Origin of the sequence: Streptomyces sp. NPDC088817, from assembly GCF_044750345.1 — a bacterium.
Taxonomy (GTDB): Bacteria; Actinomycetota; Actinomycetes; order Streptomycetales; family Streptomycetaceae; genus Streptomyces.
Genome location: NZ_JBIVJN010000006.1, coordinates 89,011 through 109,391, shown reverse-complemented (window position 1 = coordinate 109,391; position 20,381 = coordinate 89,011). Strand labels below are relative to the sequence as shown.

The 20,381-nt window shown below is 70.5% G+C and carries 18 protein-coding genes; 8 read left to right on the top strand and 10 right to left on the bottom strand.

The window, feature by feature from the left end; translation table 11 throughout:
• The first annotated feature begins 339 nt into the window (after positions 1 to 339).
• A complete protein-coding gene (locus tag ACIP4X_RS13080; RefSeq protein ID WP_401348208.1) occupies positions 340 to 552 on the top strand; it encodes a hypothetical protein in 213 nt (70 codons plus the stop codon).
• A gap of 368 nt (positions 553 to 920) precedes the next feature.
• On the opposite strand, the gene ACIP4X_RS13075 is transcribed toward ACIP4X_RS13080, so the two are convergent.
• Complete coding sequence (locus ACIP4X_RS13075; protein ID WP_391454816.1) at positions 921 to 1,670, bottom strand: SDR family NAD(P)-dependent oxidoreductase; 750 nt, start codon at positions 1,668 to 1,670, stop codon at positions 921 to 923.
• 158 nt (positions 1,671 to 1,828) lie between these two features.
• A complete protein-coding gene (locus ACIP4X_RS13070) occupies positions 1,829 to 2,734 on the bottom strand; it encodes an AraC family transcriptional regulator N-terminal domain-containing protein (protein WP_391454815.1) in 906 nt (301 codons plus the stop codon).
• 144 nt (positions 2,735 to 2,878) lie between these two features.
• Between ACIP4X_RS13070 and ACIP4X_RS13065 the strand changes: the two genes are divergently transcribed.
• A complete protein-coding gene (locus ACIP4X_RS13065; RefSeq protein ID WP_358731382.1) occupies positions 2,879 to 3,196 on the top strand; it encodes an antibiotic biosynthesis monooxygenase in 318 nt (105 codons plus the stop codon).
• A gap of 97 nt (positions 3,197 to 3,293) precedes the next feature.
• Positions 3,294 to 4,301, top strand: coding sequence for an alpha/beta hydrolase fold domain-containing protein (locus tag ACIP4X_RS13060; protein WP_391454814.1), 1,008 nt, complete (start codon positions 3,294 to 3,296; stop codon positions 4,299 to 4,301).
• A gap of 482 nt (positions 4,302 to 4,783) precedes the next feature.
• Here ACIP4X_RS13060 and ACIP4X_RS13055 read toward each other — a convergent pair whose 3' ends face one another.
• Positions 4,784 to 5,653: an acyl-CoA thioesterase domain-containing protein gene (locus ACIP4X_RS13055; protein ID WP_391454813.1), complete on the bottom strand. Its 870-nt coding sequence runs from the start codon at positions 5,651 to 5,653 to the stop codon at positions 4,784 to 4,786.
• Between the two features lie 40 nt (positions 5,654 to 5,693).
• Entirely contained in the window at positions 5,694 to 8,207 is a 2,514-nt protein-coding gene (locus ACIP4X_RS13050; RefSeq protein WP_358731376.1) for a DUF3516 domain-containing protein, read from the bottom strand.
• A 144-nt stretch (positions 8,208 to 8,351) separates the two neighbouring features.
• On the opposite strand from ACIP4X_RS13050, the gene ACIP4X_RS13045 reads away from it, so the two are divergent.
• On the top strand, positions 8,352 to 9,146 hold the full coding sequence (locus ACIP4X_RS13045) for a metal-dependent hydrolase (RefSeq protein ID WP_358731374.1): 795 nt from the start codon (positions 8,352 to 8,354) through the stop codon (positions 9,144 to 9,146).
• Positions 9,147 to 9,273: 127 nt separating this feature from the next.
• Here ACIP4X_RS13045 and ACIP4X_RS13040 read toward each other — a convergent pair whose 3' ends face one another.
• The 4 genes from ACIP4X_RS13040 to ACIP4X_RS13025 form a co-directional block, all read right to left on the bottom strand.
• On the bottom strand, positions 9,274 to 9,546 hold the full coding sequence (locus tag ACIP4X_RS13040; RefSeq protein WP_391454812.1) for a type B 50S ribosomal protein L31: 273 nt from the start codon (positions 9,544 to 9,546) through the stop codon (positions 9,274 to 9,276).
• Between the two features lie 51 nt (positions 9,547 to 9,597).
• Positions 9,598 to 10,068, bottom strand: coding sequence for a DUF5709 domain-containing protein (locus ACIP4X_RS13035; RefSeq protein WP_391454811.1), 471 nt, complete (start codon positions 10,066 to 10,068; stop codon positions 9,598 to 9,600).
• Positions 10,069 to 10,504: 436 nt separating this feature from the next.
• Positions 10,505 to 12,286, bottom strand: a complete 1,782-nt coding sequence (locus tag ACIP4X_RS13030) for an ABC transporter ATP-binding protein (protein ID WP_401348201.1) — start codon at positions 12,284 to 12,286, stop codon at positions 10,505 to 10,507.
• Positions 12,283 to 14,178, bottom strand: coding sequence for an ABC transporter transmembrane domain-containing protein (locus tag ACIP4X_RS13025; protein ID WP_401348198.1), 1,896 nt, complete (start codon positions 14,176 to 14,178; stop codon positions 12,283 to 12,285). The genes ACIP4X_RS13030 and ACIP4X_RS13025 overlap by 4 nt, the downstream gene beginning before the upstream one ends.
• Before the next feature lie 488 nt (positions 14,179 to 14,666).
• Here ACIP4X_RS13025 and ACIP4X_RS13020 point away from each other — a divergent pair, with 488 nt between their 5' ends.
• On the top strand, positions 14,667 to 15,221 hold the full coding sequence (locus tag ACIP4X_RS13020; protein ID WP_358731366.1) for a L,D-transpeptidase family protein: 555 nt from the start codon (positions 14,667 to 14,669) through the stop codon (positions 15,219 to 15,221).
• Positions 15,222 to 15,320: 99 nt separating this feature from the next.
• Here the strand turns inward: ACIP4X_RS13020 and ACIP4X_RS13015 are convergent, their stop codons facing one another.
• Complete coding sequence (locus ACIP4X_RS13015) at positions 15,321 to 15,776, bottom strand: MarR family transcriptional regulator (protein WP_358731364.1); 456 nt, start codon at positions 15,774 to 15,776, stop codon at positions 15,321 to 15,323.
• A gap of 117 nt (positions 15,777 to 15,893) precedes the next feature.
• Between ACIP4X_RS13015 and ACIP4X_RS13010 the strand changes: the two genes are divergently transcribed.
• On the top strand, positions 15,894 to 17,714 hold the full coding sequence (locus tag ACIP4X_RS13010) for an ABC transporter ATP-binding protein (protein ID WP_401348194.1): 1,821 nt from the start codon (positions 15,894 to 15,896) through the stop codon (positions 17,712 to 17,714).
• Between the two features lie 43 nt (positions 17,715 to 17,757).
• Positions 17,758 to 18,606: an endolytic transglycosylase MltG gene (gene mltG, locus ACIP4X_RS13005; RefSeq protein WP_358731362.1), complete on the top strand. Its 849-nt coding sequence runs from the start codon at positions 17,758 to 17,760 to the stop codon at positions 18,604 to 18,606.
• Positions 18,607 to 18,657: 51 nt separating this feature from the next.
• Here the strand turns inward: mltG and ACIP4X_RS13000 are convergent, their stop codons facing one another.
• On the bottom strand, positions 18,658 to 19,737 hold the full coding sequence (locus ACIP4X_RS13000; protein ID WP_358731360.1) for an NAD(P)-binding domain-containing protein: 1,080 nt from the start codon (positions 19,735 to 19,737) through the stop codon (positions 18,658 to 18,660).
• Positions 19,738 to 19,797: 60 nt separating this feature from the next.
• Between ACIP4X_RS13000 and ACIP4X_RS12995 the strand changes: the two genes are divergently transcribed.
• Positions 19,798 to 20,220, top strand: a complete 423-nt coding sequence (locus tag ACIP4X_RS12995; RefSeq protein WP_391454806.1) for a secondary thiamine-phosphate synthase enzyme YjbQ — start codon at positions 19,798 to 19,800, stop codon at positions 20,218 to 20,220.
• The last annotated feature ends 161 nt before the right edge of the window (positions 20,221 to 20,381 follow it).

Below are 20,381 nucleotides of genomic sequence, written 5' to 3'. Positions count from 1 at the left end.
AGGTGGGCACCTGGGTGAAAGTCATGCGCGAGCAGGGCCGCCGCGAAGGCGAGCCCCGCGGGTACGACGGCATCCGCCGCTACCTCACCACGCTCCAGCCCACCCTCACCGCGTGGACCACGACGGCCGACGTGAAATCACTGAGGCAGATCACGAAGGACCACGTCGAGAACGCCGTGGACGGCTTGTCCGGCTACGCCCGCCGAGGGCTGGCCACAGCCCTGCGAAGCCTGTTCCGCGCGCTCAAACGCGAACGAGTAATCTTTCGCAACCCCGCCCGGGACCTCCCGGTCGGTGACCCCAAGGGGATCCCGAAGTCCCGGTCCCCCCGACCTCCTGATGGGGCTACTCGACTATGCGTCGACGCCGCTCGGCCGCCTCGTGGTCGCCTTGGCCTCTATCCACGCACTGCCCGGACACGAGATCCGAACCCTGCACACGACGGACCTCAACCTCTCCCGTGGCACCCTCGAAGTACGACGCGGCCTGCTGCGGCACACCCTCTACATGGAGGAGCTCACCCGCCAACTCGCCGCCGACTGGACGGCCTAACGCCACCTGCGGTGGCCCGCCTCGGCCAACCCCCACCTGCTGGTCAGCCAGAAGACCGCTGTCGATCCGGACCACCCGGCCGTCAATATCGGCACGCTACGCGCGGCCCTCCCTAAGGGCCTGACCCTCGGCGGCCTGCGCCAGGACCGGATCCTCAACGAGGCATTCGAGAGCGCTGACCCCCTCAAGCTGATGCGGCTGTTCGGCATCACCGAGCAGACCGCCATGCGCTATGTCGGCGCCGCCCACCCGGAGCGAACAGCCAAGCTACCTCGGTAGGCGTCACATGGAACGGCGGCCCGGCCCCGCGCGTGTGTGCGCGGGGCCGGTTTCTGGCGTCAGTACACGTCACCTTGCCTGCTGGTTGGTCACTTCGCCTGGGCGAGCCAGACCGCGTCGGGACCGGCCGGGAATCGCAGCTGGCCGGTCGTGTCGTGCACGGCTCGCCACACCGCCTCGGCGACATCGGTCTCCTCGGTGAACAGGTCCTGGCCTGTGAAGGAGTCCATGGCCTTCTTCGCCCACGGTGCGTAGGGCGCCGGGACCAGCTCGTCCAGTGAGGCGCCGTTCGTCGCCCTGGTGGCGAAGTTCGTCGTCAGGCAGGCGCCCGGCTCGACCGTCTTCGCCTGCACACCGAACGGCGCGAGTTCGAGCGCGAGGGACGAGGTGAACCCCTCGATGGCCATCTTGCTCGCCTTGTAGACGGCTGAGAGCGGCATGTGGCCCAGCACCACGCTGGAGGTCACGTTGACCACCACGCCGGAGCCGCGCTCGCGGAACTGGGGCAGCACCGCCTGCGTGGTCGCCATCACACCGAAGGTGTTGGTCTCGAACACTTCCCGTACCTGGGCCATGGGGGTGCCCTCGAACACACTGATCGAGGGGACGCCCGCATTGTTGACCAGGACGTCGATGGGCCCCGCCGCCTCGAGCGCGGCCGTGATGCTCGCGGGCTTGGTCACGTCGAGTTCGACGACGCGAAGCCGGTCCGACTCGGGCAGGACGCCCGCACGGGGGGTGCGCATCGTGGCGATGACGTTCCACCCCTGCGCGTGGAAGTGGAGGGCGGTCGCCCGGCCGTATCCGGACGACGTACCCGTGATCAGAACTGTCTTCATGCTGTGCCCCTCGGCGATGTGATGGGATCCGCGGAGCACAGGCACTTTCCTGCTCCGCAGAAGAACTGGCAACCCCATTGAATCGCTCTGACCTGCGGAAATAGCAGAACTATCCTCGCACACCCTTGCATAATCCTCCTCCGCAGTTGCATCCCCGCTCAGGGCAGGACACCGGCGGGGGCGCGCACGGCATCGCGCAGGCGGGCGGCGTCCCGGCTGGGCGGCGCGCCGAACTGGCGGCGGTACTCCCGGCTGAACTGGGAGGGGTTGTCGTAGCCGACGCGATGGCCGACTCCGGTGACATCGCCCGGGTGGGTGGCGAGCAGTAGCCGGGCTTCCTGGAGCCGGATCTGCTTCTGGAACTGGATGGGGCTCATCGCGGTCACGGCCTGGAAGTTGCGGTAGAAGGCGGAGGCGCTCATGCCGGACATCCGGGCCACGTCCTCGACTCGGAAGGGCTGCGCGTAGTTCTCGCGGATCCAGCGCACGGCCCGGGAGACATGACTGAGGCTGCTGTCGGCGAGGCCGAGCTGGCGGACCGTCGCCCCCTGCTCACTGGTGATCAGGCGCCACAGGATCTCGCGTTTGACCAGCGGGGCCAGTACGACCCGGTCGCGGGGCTCGTCGAGCAGCCGCAGCAGCCGGACCACCGCGTCGAGCAGCGCAGGCGGGGCGTCACTGACGGCGATTGCCGAGGGCGTGCCCCCGCCGGCGTGGGGGGCGTCTCCGGGGCCGGCCTGGAGGAGCAACTCGGCGACGGCGGACGGTTCCAGCGTGAGCCCGAAGCCGAGCGCCGGCTGTTCGGGCTCGGCCTGGGTGAACTGTCCGGTGACGGGCAGGTCGACGGATGCGACCAGGTACTGCCCGGGACCGTACTCGTAGACCCGGTCGCCGAGAGCGAGTCGTTTGGCGCCCTGAGCGATGACCGCCAGCACCATGCCGGACATGGACGGGGCCGGGGGGTCCGGGCGGTCGACCTTCGAGACGAGGACGCCGTCGATGGCGGTGGTCCAGTCGGGCCCGGCGTGCCGGGCCAGCAGGATGCGGAGCTCTTCGAGGTGCATGCGTCCATTGCAGCACCGCCTCGGGCCATAGCTCCCGCACTCGCGAGGATCATGCAAGTGCGGGCGAGCATCGTTCTAACGTTTCCGCAGGTCAGGTGGATTGAATGGAATCACCGCACTCCACCACTGACCGAGAGAGCAACCATGATCGCCAACTATGGCTTCAGCGCCACCCTGACCGCCAGGCCCGGCCTGGGCGACCGGCTTGTCGACCTGCTGCTGACCGGCCTGAACCAGGGCAGCCCCGGCGCGAGCGAACACTGCGTCGTCTACCTGGTCTCCCGCTCCGCGTCCGATCCCGACATCGTCCACGTCACCGAGGGATGGACCAGCGAGGACGACCATCACCGGATCTTCGCCGGTGCGGCCGCCCAATCCATCGTGGCGCAGATCGACCCGCTGCTGGCCAAGGAGCCCGAGTACACCGACTACGTCCCGGTCCGCGGCAAGGCCGCCTTCTAAAGCCCCGATCAATCCCCCCGGCCTGCCGCCGCGGCGCCCGCCGAGGCGCCACCCTCATCGCCCGACGGTCCGGCACCACCCACGAAAGGCAACAACCATGACCACGGCACGACCCGCCCTGGACCCCGAACTGCGTGAGCTCCTAGCCGACATGCCCCTCATGTCCCGGCTCAACCCGGAAGTCCTCGCGCAACTGCGCCAACTCCCCTCGCCACCCATCGAACCCCTCCTCGAACACCGACAGGTCGACCGGCGCGAGCTCACCGTGCCCGCCAAAGACGGTGCCCCGATCCCTCTGTCGGTCCTCAGCCCCGCGAGCCCCGCGAACTCCGATCGCACCACCGCCGCACCCTGCATCTACTGGATCCACGGCGGCGGGATGGTCATGGGCGACCGCTTCTCCCAGATCGACATCCCGCTGGAGTGGCTCGACCAGTTCGGCGCGGTCGTAGTCTCCGTTGACTACCGGCTCGCGCCGGAGGCCACCGGCACCGTCCTGGTCGACGACTGCTACCGGGGATTGCTCTGGGTCGCTGAACACGCCGCCGAACTGGGCATCGACCCCGCACGGATCATCGTCGCAGGCACCAGCGCGGGAGGTGGCCTCGCCGCCGGCGTCACCCTGCTGGCCCGCGACCTCGGCAACCCGGCGATCGCCGCGCAGATGCTGATCTGCCCCATGCTCGACCACCGGAACACCACCACCTCCAGCCGCCAGTACTCCGGCGTGCCCGGCGTCTGGACCGGTGAGATGAACGCGTTCGGATGGGCCTCGGTCCTCGGCGACCTCACCGACGCCGAGGTGTGCCCATACGTCTCGCCGGCGTTGGCCGAGGACCTCTCGGGCCTGCCGACCACCTACATCGACACCGGCTCCGCCGAGGTCTTCCGCGATGAGGACACCGACTACGCCACCCGCATCTGGGCGGCGGGCGGCCAGGCCGAACTCCACGTCTGGGCGGGCGGCTTCCACGGCTTCGACGCCCTGTACCCGCAGGCACACATCTCGACCACAGCCCGCCGAACCCGCACGGACTGGCTCGCCCGACTGCTCGAACTGCGCCGCATAGCGCCGCTGACTCCAGCCGATGGTGATCGACCATAGCTTTCACGGATACGCGGTCAGACCCATATGCAAGAATCGCCATCAACATGCAGAACCCGCGCGTCAGGGCTCCCAAATCGGATGACCGGCGCGCGGGTTCTCGCTCGCTCCCCTCCAGGAATCTGCGAACGTGCGCGCTTCGGGTGGTGCCGAGGAGAAGCTCTGCCAGCTCGATCTGGGCCACGGGCAGCATACGGCCCGGGATCCTGGCATCCCTACTACGCGTGGTGATCGATGAACCAACGAAGGTGGACTGCGCACGGCCCTCAACCAAGATCGAGAACGTGGACTGGACCATGCGTCTTCGCTGGCACGCTAGTTGGCGCAATCGCTGTGGGGTGCAACGAAACGCGATGAGACGCGGTGGGGTGCGCCTCGGACCACGGCCCCTGCTTCGTTCTCGGCGAGAACGTCGCAACGGCCGGCCCGCGGAGCGTCGCACGACGCGACGCGGGCCGACCGATGATCGGTGAAACCGCAGGTCAGCCCACCTTGCGGAACAGCCCCTCCTGCACCACGGACACGATCAGTTGCCCCTCGAGGTTGTAGATGCGGCCCCGGGCAAGGCCCCGGCCGCCCACCGCGATCGGCGACTCCTGGTCGTACAGGAACCACTCATCCGCACGGAACGGCCGGTGGAACCACATGGCGTGGTCCAGCGACGCCATGTCGAAGCCGCGCGGCCCCCACAGCGGCTCGACCGGGATGCGCACCGCGTCGAGCAGGGTCATGTCGCTGGCGTAGGTCAGCGCGCAGGTGTGCACGAGCGGGTCGTCACCGAGAGGTCCCACCGCGCGCATCCACACGGCGCTGCGCGGCTCGGCCTCCTTGACGTCCCCGGCGCTCCAGCGCAGCCGGTCCACGTACCGGATGTCGAACGGCTGCCGCCGTGCCATGCGCTCCAACTGCTCCGGCAGTGCGCCCAGATGCTCCCGGATCTCGTCCGCGACCGTCGGCAGGGACTCCGGATCCGGGATCTCGCGCCCCGGCGGCATCTGGTGCTCGAAGCTCCCTTGTTCAGGCTTGTGGAAGGAGGCGGTCAGATTGAAGATCGTCCGGCCCTGCTGTACGGCGGTGACCCGGCGGGTGGTGAAGGACCGCCCGTCCCGTACCCGCTCCACCTGGTACACGATCGGCACACCCGGCCGGCCCGGGCGCAGGAAGTACGCGTGCAGCGAGTGGACCGGCCGCTCCCCGTCCGTCGTGCGTCCGGCGGCGACCAGCGCCTGGCCGGCCACCTGCCCGCCGAAGACCCTCTGGAGGGACTCCTGCGGACTGCGACCACGGAAGATGTTGACTTCTATCTGCTCCAGGTCGAGCAGGTCGACGAGCCTTTCGGCCGGGTTCGTCATGGGCGGGAGACTCCTGGGTTCGGAACGGGTCGACGTCGGCTCACAGCTGACCGACGTCGGTCACACGGACGACCGCGCGGCCCTCGGCGTCGGACGCGGCGAGATCGACTTCGGCGCTGATGCCCCAGTCGTGGTCGCCGGCGGGGTCGTCGAAGATCTGCCGCACCCGCCACAGCCCGTTCTGCGGCTCCTCCTTGATCACCAGCAGCTTGGGGCCGCGGGCGTCGGGACCGGTTCCGAGGTCGTCGTACTCGTCCCAGTACTTGTCCATCGCCTCGCCCCACGCCTCGGCGTCCCACCCGGACTCGCCGTCCATCTCGCCCAGCTCCCCGACCTGGTCGAGGGCGGCGAGCTCGGCACGGCGGAACATGGCGTTGCGGACCAGGACGCGGAACGCGCGCGCGTTGGAGGTGACCGGCTTGACCTGGTCGGCCTTCTCCTGGGCCTCCTCCGCGGTCATCTCCTCCGGGTTGGCCAGCTGCTCCCACTCGTCCAGGAGACTGGAGTCGACCTGGCGCACCATCTCGCCGAGCCAGGCGATCAGGTCCTGGAGGTCCTCGGACTTCAGGTCGTCGGGGACGGTGTGCTCCAGGGCCTTGAACGCGCTGGCCAGGTAGCGCAGCACAATGCCCTCGGTGCGGGCCAGCTCGTAGAACGACACCAACTCCGTGAAGGACATGGCCCGTTCGTACATGTCACGGATCACGGACTTCGGCGACAGCGGGTGGTCGCCCACCCACGGGTGGCTCTTGCGGTACGTGTTGTACGCGTGGAAGAGCAGCTCCTCCAGCGGCTTGGGGTAGGTGACCTCCTGGAGGCGCTCCATGCGCTCCTCGTACTCGACACCGTCCGCCTTCATCGCGGCCACGGCCTCGCCACGCGCCTTGTTCTGCTGGGCGGCGAGGATCTGCCGTGGATCGTCCAGCGTGGACTCCACGACGGACACCATGTCCAGCGCGTAGGACGGCGACTCGGGGTCCAGCAGCTCGAACGCGGCCAGCGCGAAGGTGGACAGCGGCTGGTTGAGCGCGAAGTCCTGCTGGAGGTCGACGGTCAGCCGGACGATACGGCCCTCGGCGTCCGGCCGGTCCAGCTTCTCCACGATGCCGCCGTCCAGCAGCGAGCGGTAGATGGCGATCGCCCGTCGGATGTGCCTCAGCTGCTGCTTGCGCGGCTCGTGGTTGTCCTCCAGCAGGCGCCGCATCGCCTCGAAGGCGTTGCCGGGCCGTGCGATCACCGACAGCAGCATCGTGTGCGTCACGCGGAAGCGGGAGGTCAACGGCTCGGGTTCGGAGGTGATGAGTTTGTCGAAGGTGCTGTCCGTCCAGCCGACGAAGCCCTCGGGTGCCTTCTTGCGGACGACCTTGCGGCGCTTCTTCGGGTCGTCGCCCGCCTTGGCGAGGGCCTTCTCGTTCTCGATGACGTGCTCGGGGGCCTGTGCGCAGACGAAGCCCTCGGTGTCGTAGCCCGCGCGGCCGGCCCGGCCTGCGATCTGGTGGAACTCACGGGCGCGCAGCGTGCGTACCCGGCTGCCGTCGTACTTGGTCAGCGCGGTGAACAACACCGTGCGGATCGGTACATTGACGCCCACGCCGAGCGTGTCCGTGCCGCAGATCACCTTCAGCAGACCGGCCTGCGCCAGCTTCTCCACCAGACGCCGGTACTTGGGCAGCATGCCGGCGTGGTGGACGCCGATGCCGTGCCGGACGTAGCGGGACAGGTTGCGGCCGAACTTGGTGGTGAAGCGGAAGTTGCCGATCAGCTCGGCGATCTGATCCTTCTCCTCGCGCGAGCACATGTTGATGCTCATCAACGCCTGCGCCCGCTCCACGGCCTGCGCCTGGGTGAAGTGGACGATGTACACCGGCGCCTGGCGCGTCTGCAGCAGGTCGGTGAGCGTCTCGGTCAGCGGTGTGCGCTGGTACTCGTAGGACAGGGGAACCGGGCGGGTCGCCGAGCGGACCACGGCGGTGGGGCGGCCGGTGCGGCGGGTGAGGTCCTTCTCGAAGAAGGAGACGTCGCCGAGCGTGGCCGACATGAGGACGAACTGCGCCTGCGGCAGTTCCAGCAGCGGAATCTGCCAGGCCCAGCCCCGGTCGGGCTCGGCGTAGAAGTGGAACTCGTCCATGACGACCTGGCCGACGTCGGCGTCCTTGCCGTCGCGCAACGCGATCGACGCGAGGACCTCCGCCGTGCAGCAGATGACGGGCGCGTCGGCGTTCACGGAGGCGTCGCCGGTGAGCATGCCGACGTTCTCGGTGCCGAACAGCTTGCACAGCTCGAAGAACTTCTCCGACACCAGCGCTTTGATCGGTGCCGTGTAGAAGGTGACCTCGTCCCTGGCCAGCGCGGCGAAGTGGGCGCCGGCGGCGATCATGCTCTTGCCGGACCCGGTGGGCGTCGACACGATCACGTTGGCTCCGGAGACCGCCTCGATCAGCGCCTCCTCCTGGTGGGGGTAGAGCGTGAGACCGCGCTCCTGCGCCCAGGATTCGAAGGCCTCGTACAGGGCGTCGGGGTCGGCGGTCGGCGGGAGCTGATCGATGAGGGTCACGCCCCCATCTTGCCTGGCACTCCGGCCGAGACGGGAATCGGATGCCCGACCGAAGATCATGACCGCTACGCTGTGTCGCCGGCAGTACATCAACACACCGGGTCAACTGGACAGCGGCGCAAGAGGAATGGGGCGGGCACGGCCATGATGGGACCAGCACACTCACTGTCGGGAGCGGCAGCCTGGCTCGGCCTTGGAGCGGCGGTCGCGGCGGCCGGGCACCCGATGCCCTGGCCGGTCCTGCTGGTCGGTGCGCTGATCTGCGCGGGGGCCGCGCTCGCCCCGGACCTGGACCACAAGGCCGCCACCATCTCGCGGGCCTTCGGACCCGTCTCGCACGCGTTGTGCGAGATCGTCGACAAGCTGTCCTACACCGTCTACAAGGCGACGCGGATGAAGGGAGACCCGCGCCGTTCCGGCGGGCACCGGACGCTGACGCACACCTGGCTGTGGGCGGTGCTGATCGGGACGGGGACCTCCGTGCTGGCGATCACCGGGGGCCGCTGGGCGGTGCTGGGCATTCTCTTCGTGCACATGGTGCTGGCCATCGAGGGACTGCTGTGGCGGGCGGCCCGCGGCTCGAGCAGCGCGGTCCTGGTCTGGCTGCTGGCCGCGACCAGTGCCTGGATTCTGGCGGACATCCTCGACCAGCCCGGCAACGGGTCGGACTGGCTGTTCACCGCTTCCGGCCAGGAGTACCTGTGGCTGGGCCTGCCGATCGTGCTGGGAGCGCTGATGCACGACCTCGGGGACGCGCTGACCGTCTCCGGGTGCCCCGTCCTGTGGCCGATACCGATCGGCCGCAAGCGCTGGTACCCCATCGGGCCGCCGAAGGCGATGCGGTTCCGAGCCGGCGACTGGGTCGAGCTCAAGGTGCTGATGCCGGCGTTCATGGTGCTCGGCGGGCTGGGCTGCGTGGTCGCGCTGAACGTCATCTGAGGGACGCGCTCAACGCGGACGAGGCGCGGCAGCGCGCGGTGGCCCCGCCGGAGCCCAGGTCGCGTCCGTCCCGCTCGTCCGGCCCGGCTCCCCGCCGGGGAGGCCGTCCTGCCTCCCCGGCGGGTAGTCAGGCGGCTCCGTCGCCTTCGGGTACCTGACCGCCGCCGTAGCGCCGCTCGAACCGCGCGATCCGGCCCTCCGAGTCCACCGTGCGGGCCTTGCCGGTGTAGAAGGGGTGGCTCTCCGAGGAGATCTCCACGTCCACGACCGGGTAGGTCGCGCCGTCGTCCCACTCGATGGTCTGCTCACTGCTCGCGGTGGACCGGGTGAGGAAGGCGTAGCCGGCGGCGCGGTCCCGGAAGACGACGGGGTGGTAGTCGGGGTGCTTGTCCTGCTGCATGAATGCTCCTCGTGCGGCGGGGGAGAGGGTGACGGCACGCGGGCGGCCGGGTCAGCCCTGAGAGGTTTCCTCGTCCACGACGTGCATCGCGGCCTCCTCGGCGGAGGCGGCCGCGCCGTCGATGCCCACGTCGGTGGCGACCAGGGCGCTCTCGTCGTCCTCGTGCGCTCCCTCGTCGGGGGCGACGAGACGGCCGGAGCGGGCGGCGCCGACCTCGTTGTCCAGGAGTTCCCCGTCGGTGTCCTCGCAGTCGCCCATGTCGTCGCCGTCCCAGGCGGCCGGTTCGGGCATTTCCTCGGAGAGGCGCTGGTCCAGGGTTTCGCCCCGGTGGCGCTCCTCGGCGGTCACGCCGGTGTGCTCCACGGCCCACGGCCGCTCCGGCGGCGACCAGCCACGGTCCAGGGGGTCGTCGACACCGTCGTACATCAGCGTGTCCTCCGGGTCGAGCACTCCCGTGTCCTCCCTGACCTCGGAGTCGTCGGGCTGGTAGACGTCGTCTCCCCATCCGTCGGCGCTGTCCACGGGTACCTCCAGGTGGTGGGGACGGGGCCCGTTCTCTCCGCGGCCGATGTGCGTCCGCCGGTGCGCGCGGGGCACAACCGGCACCCGACACGAACGGTTCCCGGGCGCTCCCCGAGCCGTTTCCGCTTTCCAGCCTTCCACCGCAGTTCGCCACCGCGCAACGGCACCGGCCGCGCCGCCCGGCCGATGCCCCGTCCACCGCCGCTCCCGTCCCACGCCCGCCCCGGCCGCGGGGCCTGGTACCGCACCGGTCGCCGGGGCTCAGCAGGCCCCGGCGACGGCACTCGTCACCACTCCGCTCACTGCATCCGCATCGGCATCGGCATCCGCATCCGCAGACGACGCGGACCGTGCGCCGCACGCCGTGCGGTGGTGCAGCTCGTGGCTCGTGGCGGGCGAGAGCCGGAGGGCCCCAGGGCGTACGGCCTTCGAGCGGTCACCCGTGCCAGGAGCGCCACAGCGCCGCGTAGGCGCCGTTCGCCGAGACGAGTTCGTCGTGGCTGCCCAGCTCGCTGATGCGGCCGTTCTCGACCACGGCGATGATGTCGGCGTCGTGAGCGGTGCGCAGGCGGTGGGCGATGGCGACCACCGTGCGGCCATCGAGGACACGGGCCAGGGACCGCTCCAGGTGCCGGGCCGCACGCGGGTCGAGCAACGAGGTCGCCTCGTCCAGGACCAGCGTGTGCGGATCGGCCAGGACCAGCCGGGCGAGGGCGATCTGCTGGGCCTGTGCCGGGGTGAGGGCAAGACCGCCGGAGCCGACCTCGGTGTCCAGACCGTCGTCGAGGGCACGGGCCCAGCCGTCCGCGTCGACCGCGCCCAGCGCCGCCCACAGCTCGGCGTCGACGGCATCGGTGCGGGCGAGCAGCAGGTTGTCGCGCAGGGAACCCACGAAGACGTGGTGCTCCTGGTTGACGAGGGCGACATGGGAGCGGACGCGTTCGGCGGGCATCCGGGAGAGTTCGGCGCCGCCGAGCGCGATCCGGCCGTCCCGGGGCGCGTAAATCCCGGCGAGCAGGCGGCCCAGCGTGGACTTCCCGGCGCCGGACGGGCCGACCAGGGCCAGCCGCGTGCCCGGGGCGACCTTCAGGGAGACCTCGCGCAGCACGTCGACGCCCTCGCGGTAGCCGAAGTGCACCCGGTCCGCGTCCACGTCCCGGCCGGCGGGGGCCAGGGAGTCGTCCCCGGCGTCCGGCTCGATGTCGCGCACCCCGACCAGCCGGGCCAGCGACACCTGCGCCACCTGCAGCTCGTCGTACCAGCGCAGGATCAGCCCCACCGGGTCGACCAGCATCTGCGCGATGAGGGCGCCCGTCGTCAGCTGGCCGACCCCGATCCAGCCCCGCAGGACGAACACGCCACCGATCATGAGCACCGAGGCGAGCACGGTGACGTGGGTGACGTTGATGACCGGGAAGAGCACCGACCGCAGCCAGAGTGTGTAGCGTTCCCACGCGGTCCACTGGGTGATCCGCAGTTCAGACAGCGCGACGCGGCGCTCGCCGAGGCGGTGCGCCTCCACGGTGCGCCCGGCGTCGACGGTCTCGGTGAGCGCGGCGGCCACGGCGGCGTAGCCCGCGGCCTCCGAGCGGTAGGCGGACGGCGCCCGCCGGAAGTACCAGCGGCAGCCGACCACCAGCAGCGGCACGGCCAGCAGCACGGCCGCGCCGAGCGGTGGCGCGGTCACGATCAGACCGCCCAACAGCAGCGCCACCCATACGACACCGATCGCCAGTTGCGGCACGGCCTCGCGCATCGCGTTGGCGAGCCGGTCGATGTCGGTGGTGATGCGGGAGAGCAGGTCGCCGGTGCCCGCGCGTTCCAGCACGCCCGGTGGCAGGCCCACCGACCGGACGAGGAAGTCCTCGCGCAGGTCGGCGAGCATCCGCTCGCCGAGCATCGCCCCGCGCAGCCGCACTTCCCGTACGAATGCCGCCTGGACGAGCAGTGCGAGGACGAACAGCGCGGCGATCAGGGGCAGATGCAGCTCGCGGGTACGGTCCGACACCCGTTCCACCAGGCCGCCGAGCAGCCAGGGACCGGCCATGGAGGCCACCACGGCGACGGTGTTGGCGGTGATGAGCAGGACGAAGTCGCGCCGGTGCCGGCGGAGCAGTTCGGTCACATAGGACCGTACGGTCGAGGCGGAGCCGACGGGCAGGGTGTCGGCTGTCGTCGGGGCCGCAGGGTCGTAGGCAGGGGGCGCCACGCCGATCACGCCGTCTCCTCCATCTCTTCCATCTGGTCCATCTCTTCCAGGCCCTTGTCAGTGGCGTCCCGCGGTGCGGCCTCGTCGTCGTGCGGCGCGTCGTCCGACGCGCGTTCCGGTGCGGCCCGCAGTCTGCCGCCGCTGTCGAGGCGGCCGTGCGCGGCGCGTTCCTCGTCGGTCTCCCGGGTCACCACCGCGCGGTACCGGGGCTCGGTGTGCAGCAGATCCCGGTGCACACCGACCGCGGCGACCGTTCCCTCGTGGACGAGCACGACGCGATCGGCGCGGTCCAGGAGGAGGGGCGAGGAGGTGAACACCACCGTGGTGCGTCCGGCGCGCAGTTCACGCAGGTCCTGGGCGATCCGGGCCTCGGTGTGGGAGTCGACGGCGGAGGTCGGTTCGTCCAGGACGAGCACCTCCGGGTCGGTGATCAGAGACCGGGCCAGAGCCAGACGCTGGCGCTGGCCGCCGGAGAGGGACCGGCCGCGCTCGGTGATCCGGACGTCCATCGGGTCCTCGGCGGCCGGCGAGGACTGCGCGAGCGCGTCCAGCACGTCGTCGCACTGGGCGGCGCTGAGTGCTTCCCGGGCGGTGACCTTGCCCGAGGCGGGTACGTCGAGCAGCGCGCGCAGCGATCCTGACAGCAGTACCGGGTCCTTGTCCTGGACCAGTACGGCGGTGCGCGCGGAGCCGAGCGGCAACTCGTCCAGCGGTATGCCCCCGAGCCGCGCCGAGGTGTCCGGCTCGGTGGGGTGGCCGCCGAGCCGTTCCGCCAGCCGACCCGCCGCGTCCGGGTCACCGCAGACCACGGCGGTGAGCTGTCCGGCCGGTGCCCGAAGTCCGGTCGCCGGGTCGTGCAGATCACCTGACGGCACGAAGGGTGCCCGTGTCCCGGTTCCGTCGGTGGGCCGTTCCAGGGACAGCACCCGGGCGGCCCGGGTGGCCGAGGGCCGGGAGAAGGAGTACGCCATGGCGATCTCGACGAAGTGGTGGAGCGGATAGGTGAGGACCATGACGGAGCTGTAGACGGTGACGAGTTCGCCCACGCTGATCCGGCCCGCGCGGGCCAGATGGACGCCGTAGCAGACGACCCCGATCAGCAGCAGGCCCGGCAGCAGGACCTGGATGGCGGCGATCAGGGACCACATGCGGGCGCTGCGGACGGCGGCGTGCCGCACCTCCTGGGAGGCACGCCGGTAGCGGTCGAGGAACAGCTCCTCCCCGCCGATGCCGCGCAGCACCCGCAGCCCGGCGACGGTGTCCGAGGCCAGTTCGGTGGCGCGGCCCGCCTTCTCCCGCTGGACATCGGCGCGCCGGGTCGCGCGGGGCAGCAGCGGCAGCACCGCGAGAGCCAGGGCGGGCAGCCCCACGGCGACGACCAGGCCCAGCGCGGGCTGGTAGACGACCAGGGCGACACAGACCAGCACGATGGTGAGGGCGGCCGCGGTGAACCGGGACACGGCCTCCACGAACCAGCCGATCTTCTCGACGTCCGCTGTAGAGACGGCCACCACCTCGCCGGCGGCCACCCGCCGGGTCAGCGCGGAGCCCAGACCGGCGGCCTTGCGGGCGAGCAGTTGCTGGAGGCGGGCGGCGGCGGTGATCCAGTTGGTGACCGCCGCACGGTGCAGACAGGTGTCGCCGAGCGCGTTGCCGGCGCATGCCACCGCCAGCAGTCCGCCGGCGAGGGCCAGCCCGGCACCCGAACGGTCGACGACCGCCTGGACGGCGAGGCCGACGCAGAACGGCAGGGAGGAGACGGAGGCGAAGTGCAGCAGTCCCCACGCCAGTGCCTTCAACTGCCCGCCCAGCTGGTTCCGTCCCAGCCACCACAGGAGTCGGGGACCCGAGCGGGCGTCAGGAACCCCTGGATCGGGATACGGAAGGTCTTGGATCTGCATGACGTCCCAGTGGCTCGTGTCAGTGGCGGAACGCTGCCCCCGGGGCGGCGGGCGAGCCGTGACAGCCTGGCGTCGCGAAGCGGTCGAGAGCAAGCGGTTTTCCGTACGGGGGTTCGGGATTGGCCGTTTTGCCGCCGACTCCTCGGATGCCCGGGCCTGCCGTGCTTCCGCCTTCGCGCCAGGGGCCTCTGACCAGGGGCGAGGAGCGGAATGCCCTATCAGAAAGGAGATAAGGCTGTTTGGACCAATCTCGACTAGATCACGTCGTGTCTCCTGGTCAAGATGAGGACATGCAGACTCGCGGTGCAAGGCGTGCGATGGTCGCTGCGGCGACCTGTGGTTTCTTTCTGACGGCGGTGGCCGCGTGCGGCGGAACGCCCAACGAGGCCCACCATTACGGCGACATACCCAGACCGGGCGGACCGACAGGGACCGCCCGGCCCAGCCCGCCCGTGGTGCAGTCCCGGGTTCCGGGGATCGGGGACCGCATGTGGGAGCGGATACCCGTCGGCACACGGCAGATCGTGGCGGTCTTCGGCGACGACAAGACCTCCCCCGACTCCACGCTCGTGCTCTACGAGAAGCACGGCACCAAGTGGGAGCCGCAGGAGAGTTGGCCGGCCCACAACGGCAAGCGCGGCTGGGTGATCGAGCACCGGGAGAACGACGAGCGCAGCCCGGTCGGAGTGTTCACCCTCTCCGACGCCGGCGGTGTCCTCGAGGACCCGGGCACCCGGCTTCCGTACACGCAGGACGAGGATGCCTTCATCTCCCCCTTCTACTGGGAGGAAGCGCACTGGCATGACTTCGACTACGTCATAGCCATCGACTACAACCGTCTGCGTGGCACCCGCCCGGACGATCCCACCCGTCCGCTGGGCCAGAGCAAGGGTGGCGGCATATGGCTGCACCTGGACCACGGTGACGGCACGCTGGGCTGCGTGAGTGTTCCGGAGTCCGCGATGGAGTACCTGCTCCGCAGGCTCGATCCGAAGGACAAGCCCGTCATCGTCATGGGGGACAAGGCCAACCTGCGGCTGTAGCCGCCGCGTCGGCCGGGCGGCCGGCGAAAGACGGCGTGTGTTCCAGCCCGCGCCGTGCCCATCGTTCCGTGACCGGCGCCGACGTGCCGAAGGTACGGTTCAGCAGCCGCGTCCCTGGGCGGGCACCGTGCCCACCAGCGTATCCAGCAGTCCACCGAGCGTCTCGCGCTGCTCGCCCGTCAGGGGTGCCAGGATCTCCTCCGCGGCGGCCCGGCGGGCGCGGCGCAGCTCCCGCAGGGCCGTGCGCCCGTCGTCGGTGAGCTCGATGCGGATGACCCGGCGATTGGCCGGATCGGGGACCCGGCGCACCTTGCCGTTCGCTTCGAGGCCGTCCACGAGTGTGGTGACCGCGCGGGGTACGACCTCCAGGGACTCGGCGAGATCCGCCATGCGGGGCGGCTCGCCGAAGTGCGCCAGGGTGCGCAGCAGCCGCGACTGGGCCGGCGTGATGCCCAGGGCGCGCTGTTCGAGGTGCCGCTTCTGGATGCGGTGCACCCGGCGGGTGAGCCGCAGCAGTTGCTCGGCGAGAAGACCGTCGGCGTCGGGGGAGGTCATGCGGGGAACAATACCAGGACCTCGTTCATTGTGAGTATAGGTAACAGTGAGCTAGGATCGGGTGTCCACCGTCGGCCGCACCAGCGGTCCGGCACCCACTCACCCCCGTAGGAGCCCATGCATCCCGACCATCAACCCCTCTGGACCCCACCCGCCGACGCCGGGGAGCAGCCGCGGCAGGTCCGCAGGATCCTGCGCCTCTTCCGCCCCTACCGGGGCCGTCTGGCGATCGTGGGCCTGCTCGTGGGAGCGGCGTCGCTGGTTTCCGTCGCCACGCCGTTCCTGCTGAAGGAGATCCTCGACGTCGCGATCCCGCAGGGCCGCACCGGGCTGCTGAGCCTGCTCGCGCTCGGCATGATCCTCAGCGCCGTCCTCACCAGCGTCTTCGGCGTGCTGCAGACGCTGATCTCCACGACCGTCGGCCAGCGCGTCATGCATGATCTGCGCACCGCCGTCTACGGACGGCTCCAGCGCATGTCCCTGGCCTTCTTCACCCGGACCCGCACCGGCGAGGTGCAGTCCCGCATCGCCAACGACATCGGCGGCATGCAGGCCACCGTCACCTCCACCGCCACCTCACTCGTCTCCAACGTCACCAGCGTGGTCGCCACGATCGTCGCGATGGTCGCCCTCGACTGGCGGCTCACGGTCGTCTCACTGCTGCTGCTCCCGGTGTTCGTGTGGATCAGCCGCCGCGTCGGCAACGAGCGCAAGAAGATCACCACCCAGCGGCAGAAGCAGATGGCCGCGATCGCCGCCACGGTCACCGAGTCCCTCTCCGTCAGCGGCATCCTGCTCGGCCGCACGATGGGCCGCTCGGCCTCGCTGACCGATTCCTTCGCCGCGGAGTCGGAAGGCCTGGTCGACCTCGAAGTGCGGTCGAACATGGCCGGGCGCTGGCGCATGGCCGTCATCACGATCGTCATGGCCGCCCTGCCCGCCGTCATCTACTGGACCGCGGGCGTCGCCCTCCAGTTCGGCGGACCGCAGGTGTCCATCGGCACGATCGTCGCCTTCGTCTCGCTCCAGCAGGGCCTGTTCCGGCCGACCGTCAGCCTGCTGTCCACCGGTGTGCAGATACAGACCTCGCTCGCGCTGTTCCAGCGCATCTTCGAGTACCTGGACCTGCCCATCGACATCACCGAGCGCGAGCGGCCGGTCCACCTCCACCAGGTGAAGGGCGAGGTCCGCTTCGAGGACGTCGACTTCCGCTACGACGGCAAGAGCGGCCCGATCCTGGAGGGCATCGACGTCACCGTGCCCGCGGGCAGCAGCCTCGCGATCGTCGGCCCGACCGGCGCGGGCAAGTCCACGCTCGGCTACCTGGTGCCGAGGCTGTACGACGTCACGGGCGGCCGCGTCACCATCGACGGGGTCGACGTGCGCGACCTCGACTTCGACACCCTCGCCCGCGCGGTCGGGGTCGTCTCCCAGGAGACGTACCTCTTCCACGCCTCGGTCGCCGAGAACCTGCGCTTCGCCAAGCCGGACGCCACCGACGAGGAACTGTGCGCGGCGGCGCGGGCGGCGCAGATCCACGACCACATAGCGGCCCTGCCCGACGGCTACGACACGGTCGTCGGCGAGCGCGGCCACCGCTTCTCCGGCGGCGAGAAGCAGCGGCTGGCCATCGCCCGGACCATCCTGCGCGACCCGCCGGTGCTCATCCTCGACGAGGCCACCAGCGCCCTGGACACCCGTACGGAGGCCGCCGTGCAGGAGGCCATCGACGCCCTGTCCGCCAACCGGACGACCCTGACCATCGCGCACCGCCTGTCCACCGTCCGCGGCGCCGACCAGATAGTCGTCCTCGACTCCGGGCGGCCCGCCGAACGCGGGACGCACCAGGAGCTGCTGGAGCTCGACGGACGCTACGCGGCCCTGGTCCGCCGGGACGCGCAACTGGAACCGGCCACGCAACTGGAGCCGACAAGCTGACGATATGCAGGGTTTACGGTCTTTTGAGGGTTACCGTGCCCGCATGCAGAGGAACACTCCGTCACGGAGAACGACCCGACTGACACGCCGGGGCCGTCTGGTCCTGGTCCTGACCGGGGCCGCCCTGGCCGGCACCGCCGTGGCGGTGCCGCTGCTGACGCTCCACCACGACGACACTCCTGCACGACCGCGCACGCTGGTGATCCCCGAGGGCTGGCGGTCCGGCCAGGTCTTCGCCGCCATCGACAAGGCCCTCGGCCTGGCCCCCGGCACCACGAAGCAGTCGATCCCCGGCGCCCACCTGGACCTGCCCAGCTCGGCCGAAGGCAACCCGGAGGGCTATCTCTTCCCGGCGACGTATCCCCTCGACGAGAAGAGCACCCCGCAGTCCCTGCTGTCCTACATGGTCGACACAGCGAACAAGCGGTTCAACGCGGCCCCGGTCGCCGCCGGGCCTCAGCGCAACTCCATGAACCTGTACCAGGCGATCACCATCGCGAGCATCGTGCAGGCCGAGGCCGCCTCGAAGGCCGACATGAACAAGGTGGCCCGCGTCGTCTTCAACCGGCTGGAGCGCGGCATGCCGCTGCAGATGGACTCCACCCTCAACTACGCGCTCAACCGCAGCACGGTCCGGATGACCACCGAGGACACCCGGCTGGACAGCCCCTACAACTCCTACCAGCGCATGGGGCTGCCGCCGACGCCCATCGACAATCCGGGCGAGGAGGCCATGCGCGCCGTGGCCAACCCCGCCCAGGGCGACTGGCTGTACTTCGTCACCGTCAAGCCGGGCGACACGCGCTTCACCGCCGACTACGCCGAGCACCAGCGCAATGTGGCGGAGTTCAACGCCCGGCTGAGGAGCAGCGCTCCGCAGTCCGTGAAGTGAGCCGTGCCCGGCCGCGGCGGACGCCGGTCACGCGACAGCGGCTCGCACTGGTCACGCCGCGGCGGCCGGTTCCTCCTCCAGCAGGCGCCTGATGTCCCGGACGGCGGCGCGGCCGGCCCGGTTGGCGCCGATCGTGCTGGCCGATGGTCCGTAGCCGACCAGGTGGATCCGGGGATCGGCGACCGCCCGGGTGCCGTCCACCCGGATGCCGCCGCCCGGTTCGCGCAGCCCGAGCGGCGTCAGGTGGCGCAGCGAGGCCCGGAACCCGGTCGCCCAGAGGATGACGTCGGCCGTGACCCGCTGTCCGTCCGCCCACCCCACCCCGTCGGGGGTGATCCGGTCGAACATCGGCCGGCGGTCCAGGACGCCGTCTCTCAGTCCCTGCCGAACGGCGTCGTTCAGCGGGAGTCCCGTCACCGAGACGACACTCCTGGGCGGCAGCCCCTGCCGCACCCGTTCCTCGACCAGGGCCACCGCCGCACGCCCCGCGTCCTCGTCGAACGGGCCGTCACGGAAGACCGGCGGACGACGGGTCACCCAGGTGGTGGCGGCCGCGTACGGGGCGATCTCCAGCAGGTGCTGCGTGCCGGAGGCACCGCCGCCCACCACGACCACGCGCTGCCCGGTGAACTCCTCGGGACCGGCGTACTGCGCGGTGTGCAACTGCCGCCCGCGGAAGCTCTCCTGACCCGGGTACCGCGGCCAGAACGGCCGGTCCCAGGTGCCGGTCGCGTTGATCAGCGCCCGGGTCGCCCATGGGCCGTCGGAGGTCTCGACGAGCAGCCGCCCGCCGGAGCCCTCCCTGACCGCGGTGACCTCCACCGGCCGCCGCACCCGCAGGTCGAAGGCGCGTTCGTAGTCGGCGAAGTAGGCGGCGACGACCTTCGACGACGGCCGCGCGGGATCGGCGCCGGTCAGCTCCATCCCCGGCAGCGCGTGCATGCCGTGCACCTTGCCGTACGTCAGCGACGGCCACCGGAACTGCCAGGCACCGCCTGGACCGGCGGGGCGGTCGAGCACGACGAAGTCGCGGTCCGGCTCGAAGCCGGTGCGCCGCAGGTGATAGGCGCTGGACAGACCCGCCTGACCGGCGCCCACGACGACCACGTCGACCTCACGAAGGGTGTTCACGTCCCTCCCAACCGCGCCGGGTGCGCCGATCTTCCCCGGGGATCCAGGAGGATGGGGGACATGTCACCTGCCTTCACCACACGAGTGCTGAACGTGGCCTCCGGCTCCCGGGAGACGGTCGTCGACCTGACCCGCGACTGCGAGGCATTCCTCCAGGAGACCGCGGCCGGCCGGGACGGCCTGCTGAACCTGTTCGTGCCGCACGCCACCGCCGGCATCGCGATCATCGAGACCGGCGCGGGCAGCGACGACGACCTCCTCGCCGCCCTGCACACCCTGCTGCCCGCCGACGACCGCTGGCAGCACCGCCACGGCAGCCCCGGCCACGGCCGCGACCACGTCCTGCCGGCCATCGTGCCGCCCCACGCGACGGTCCCGGTCCTCGGCGGCCGACTCGAACTGGGCACATGGCAGTCGGTCTGCCTGGTGGATACGAACCGGGATAACCCGAACAGGAAGGTCCGCCTGTCGTTTCTCGGGTAGCGGTCACTACGGGGCTGGGAGTGTAGGCGGGATCCGGCCGCACCAAGTGATGGTCCTGCCCGCGTCTCTCGCGCGTGGGCTGGGCGTCCGTCGGCATACGACGGGACGCGGCCCACTCTCTTGCGTGGATCAGAACGGCGAAAATCAGCCAGGTACTTGGT

What these genes read in the sequence shown, in the direction of transcription:
- ACIP4X_RS13025 (WP_401348198.1), bottom strand. Translation starts at nt 14,178, where the DNA reads ATGCAGATCCAAGACCTTCCGTATCCCGATCCAGGGGTTCCTGACGCC.
- ACIP4X_RS13040 (WP_391454812.1), bottom strand. Translation starts at nt 9,546, where the DNA reads ATGCAGCAGGACAAGCACCCCGACTACCACCCCGTCGTCTTCCGGGAC.
- ACIP4X_RS13045 (WP_358731374.1), top strand. Translation starts at nt 8,352, where the DNA reads ATGATGGGACCAGCACACTCACTGTCGGGAGCGGCAGCCTGGCTCGGC.
- ACIP4X_RS13055 (WP_391454813.1), bottom strand. Translation starts at nt 5,653, where the DNA reads ATGACGAACCCGGCCGAAAGGCTCGTCGACCTGCTCGACCTGGAGCAG.
- ACIP4X_RS13060 (WP_391454814.1), top strand. Translation starts at nt 3,294, where the DNA reads ATGACCACGGCACGACCCGCCCTGGACCCCGAACTGCGTGAGCTCCTA.
- ACIP4X_RS13020 (WP_358731366.1), top strand. Translation starts at nt 14,667, where the DNA reads ATGTGGGAGCGGATACCCGTCGGCACACGGCAGATCGTGGCGGTCTTC.
- ACIP4X_RS13015 (WP_358731364.1), bottom strand. Translation starts at nt 15,776, where the DNA reads ATGACCTCCCCCGACGCCGACGGTCTTCTCGCCGAGCAACTGCTGCGG.
- mltG (WP_358731362.1), top strand. Translation starts at nt 17,758, where the DNA reads ATGCAGAGGAACACTCCGTCACGGAGAACGACCCGACTGACACGCCGG.
- ACIP4X_RS13065 (WP_358731382.1), top strand. Translation starts at nt 2,879, where the DNA reads ATGATCGCCAACTATGGCTTCAGCGCCACCCTGACCGCCAGGCCCGGC.
- ACIP4X_RS13010 (WP_401348194.1), top strand. Translation starts at nt 15,894, where the DNA reads ATGCATCCCGACCATCAACCCCTCTGGACCCCACCCGCCGACGCCGGG.
- ACIP4X_RS13075 (WP_391454816.1), bottom strand. Translation starts at nt 1,670, where the DNA reads ATGAAGACAGTTCTGATCACGGGTACGTCGTCCGGATACGGCCGGGCG.
- ACIP4X_RS13080 (WP_401348208.1), top strand. Translation starts at nt 340, where the DNA reads ATGGGGCTACTCGACTATGCGTCGACGCCGCTCGGCCGCCTCGTGGTC.
- ACIP4X_RS12995 (WP_391454806.1), top strand. Translation starts at nt 19,798, where the DNA reads ATGTCACCTGCCTTCACCACACGAGTGCTGAACGTGGCCTCCGGCTCC.
- ACIP4X_RS13070 (WP_391454815.1), bottom strand. Translation starts at nt 2,734, where the DNA reads ATGCACCTCGAAGAGCTCCGCATCCTGCTGGCCCGGCACGCCGGGCCC.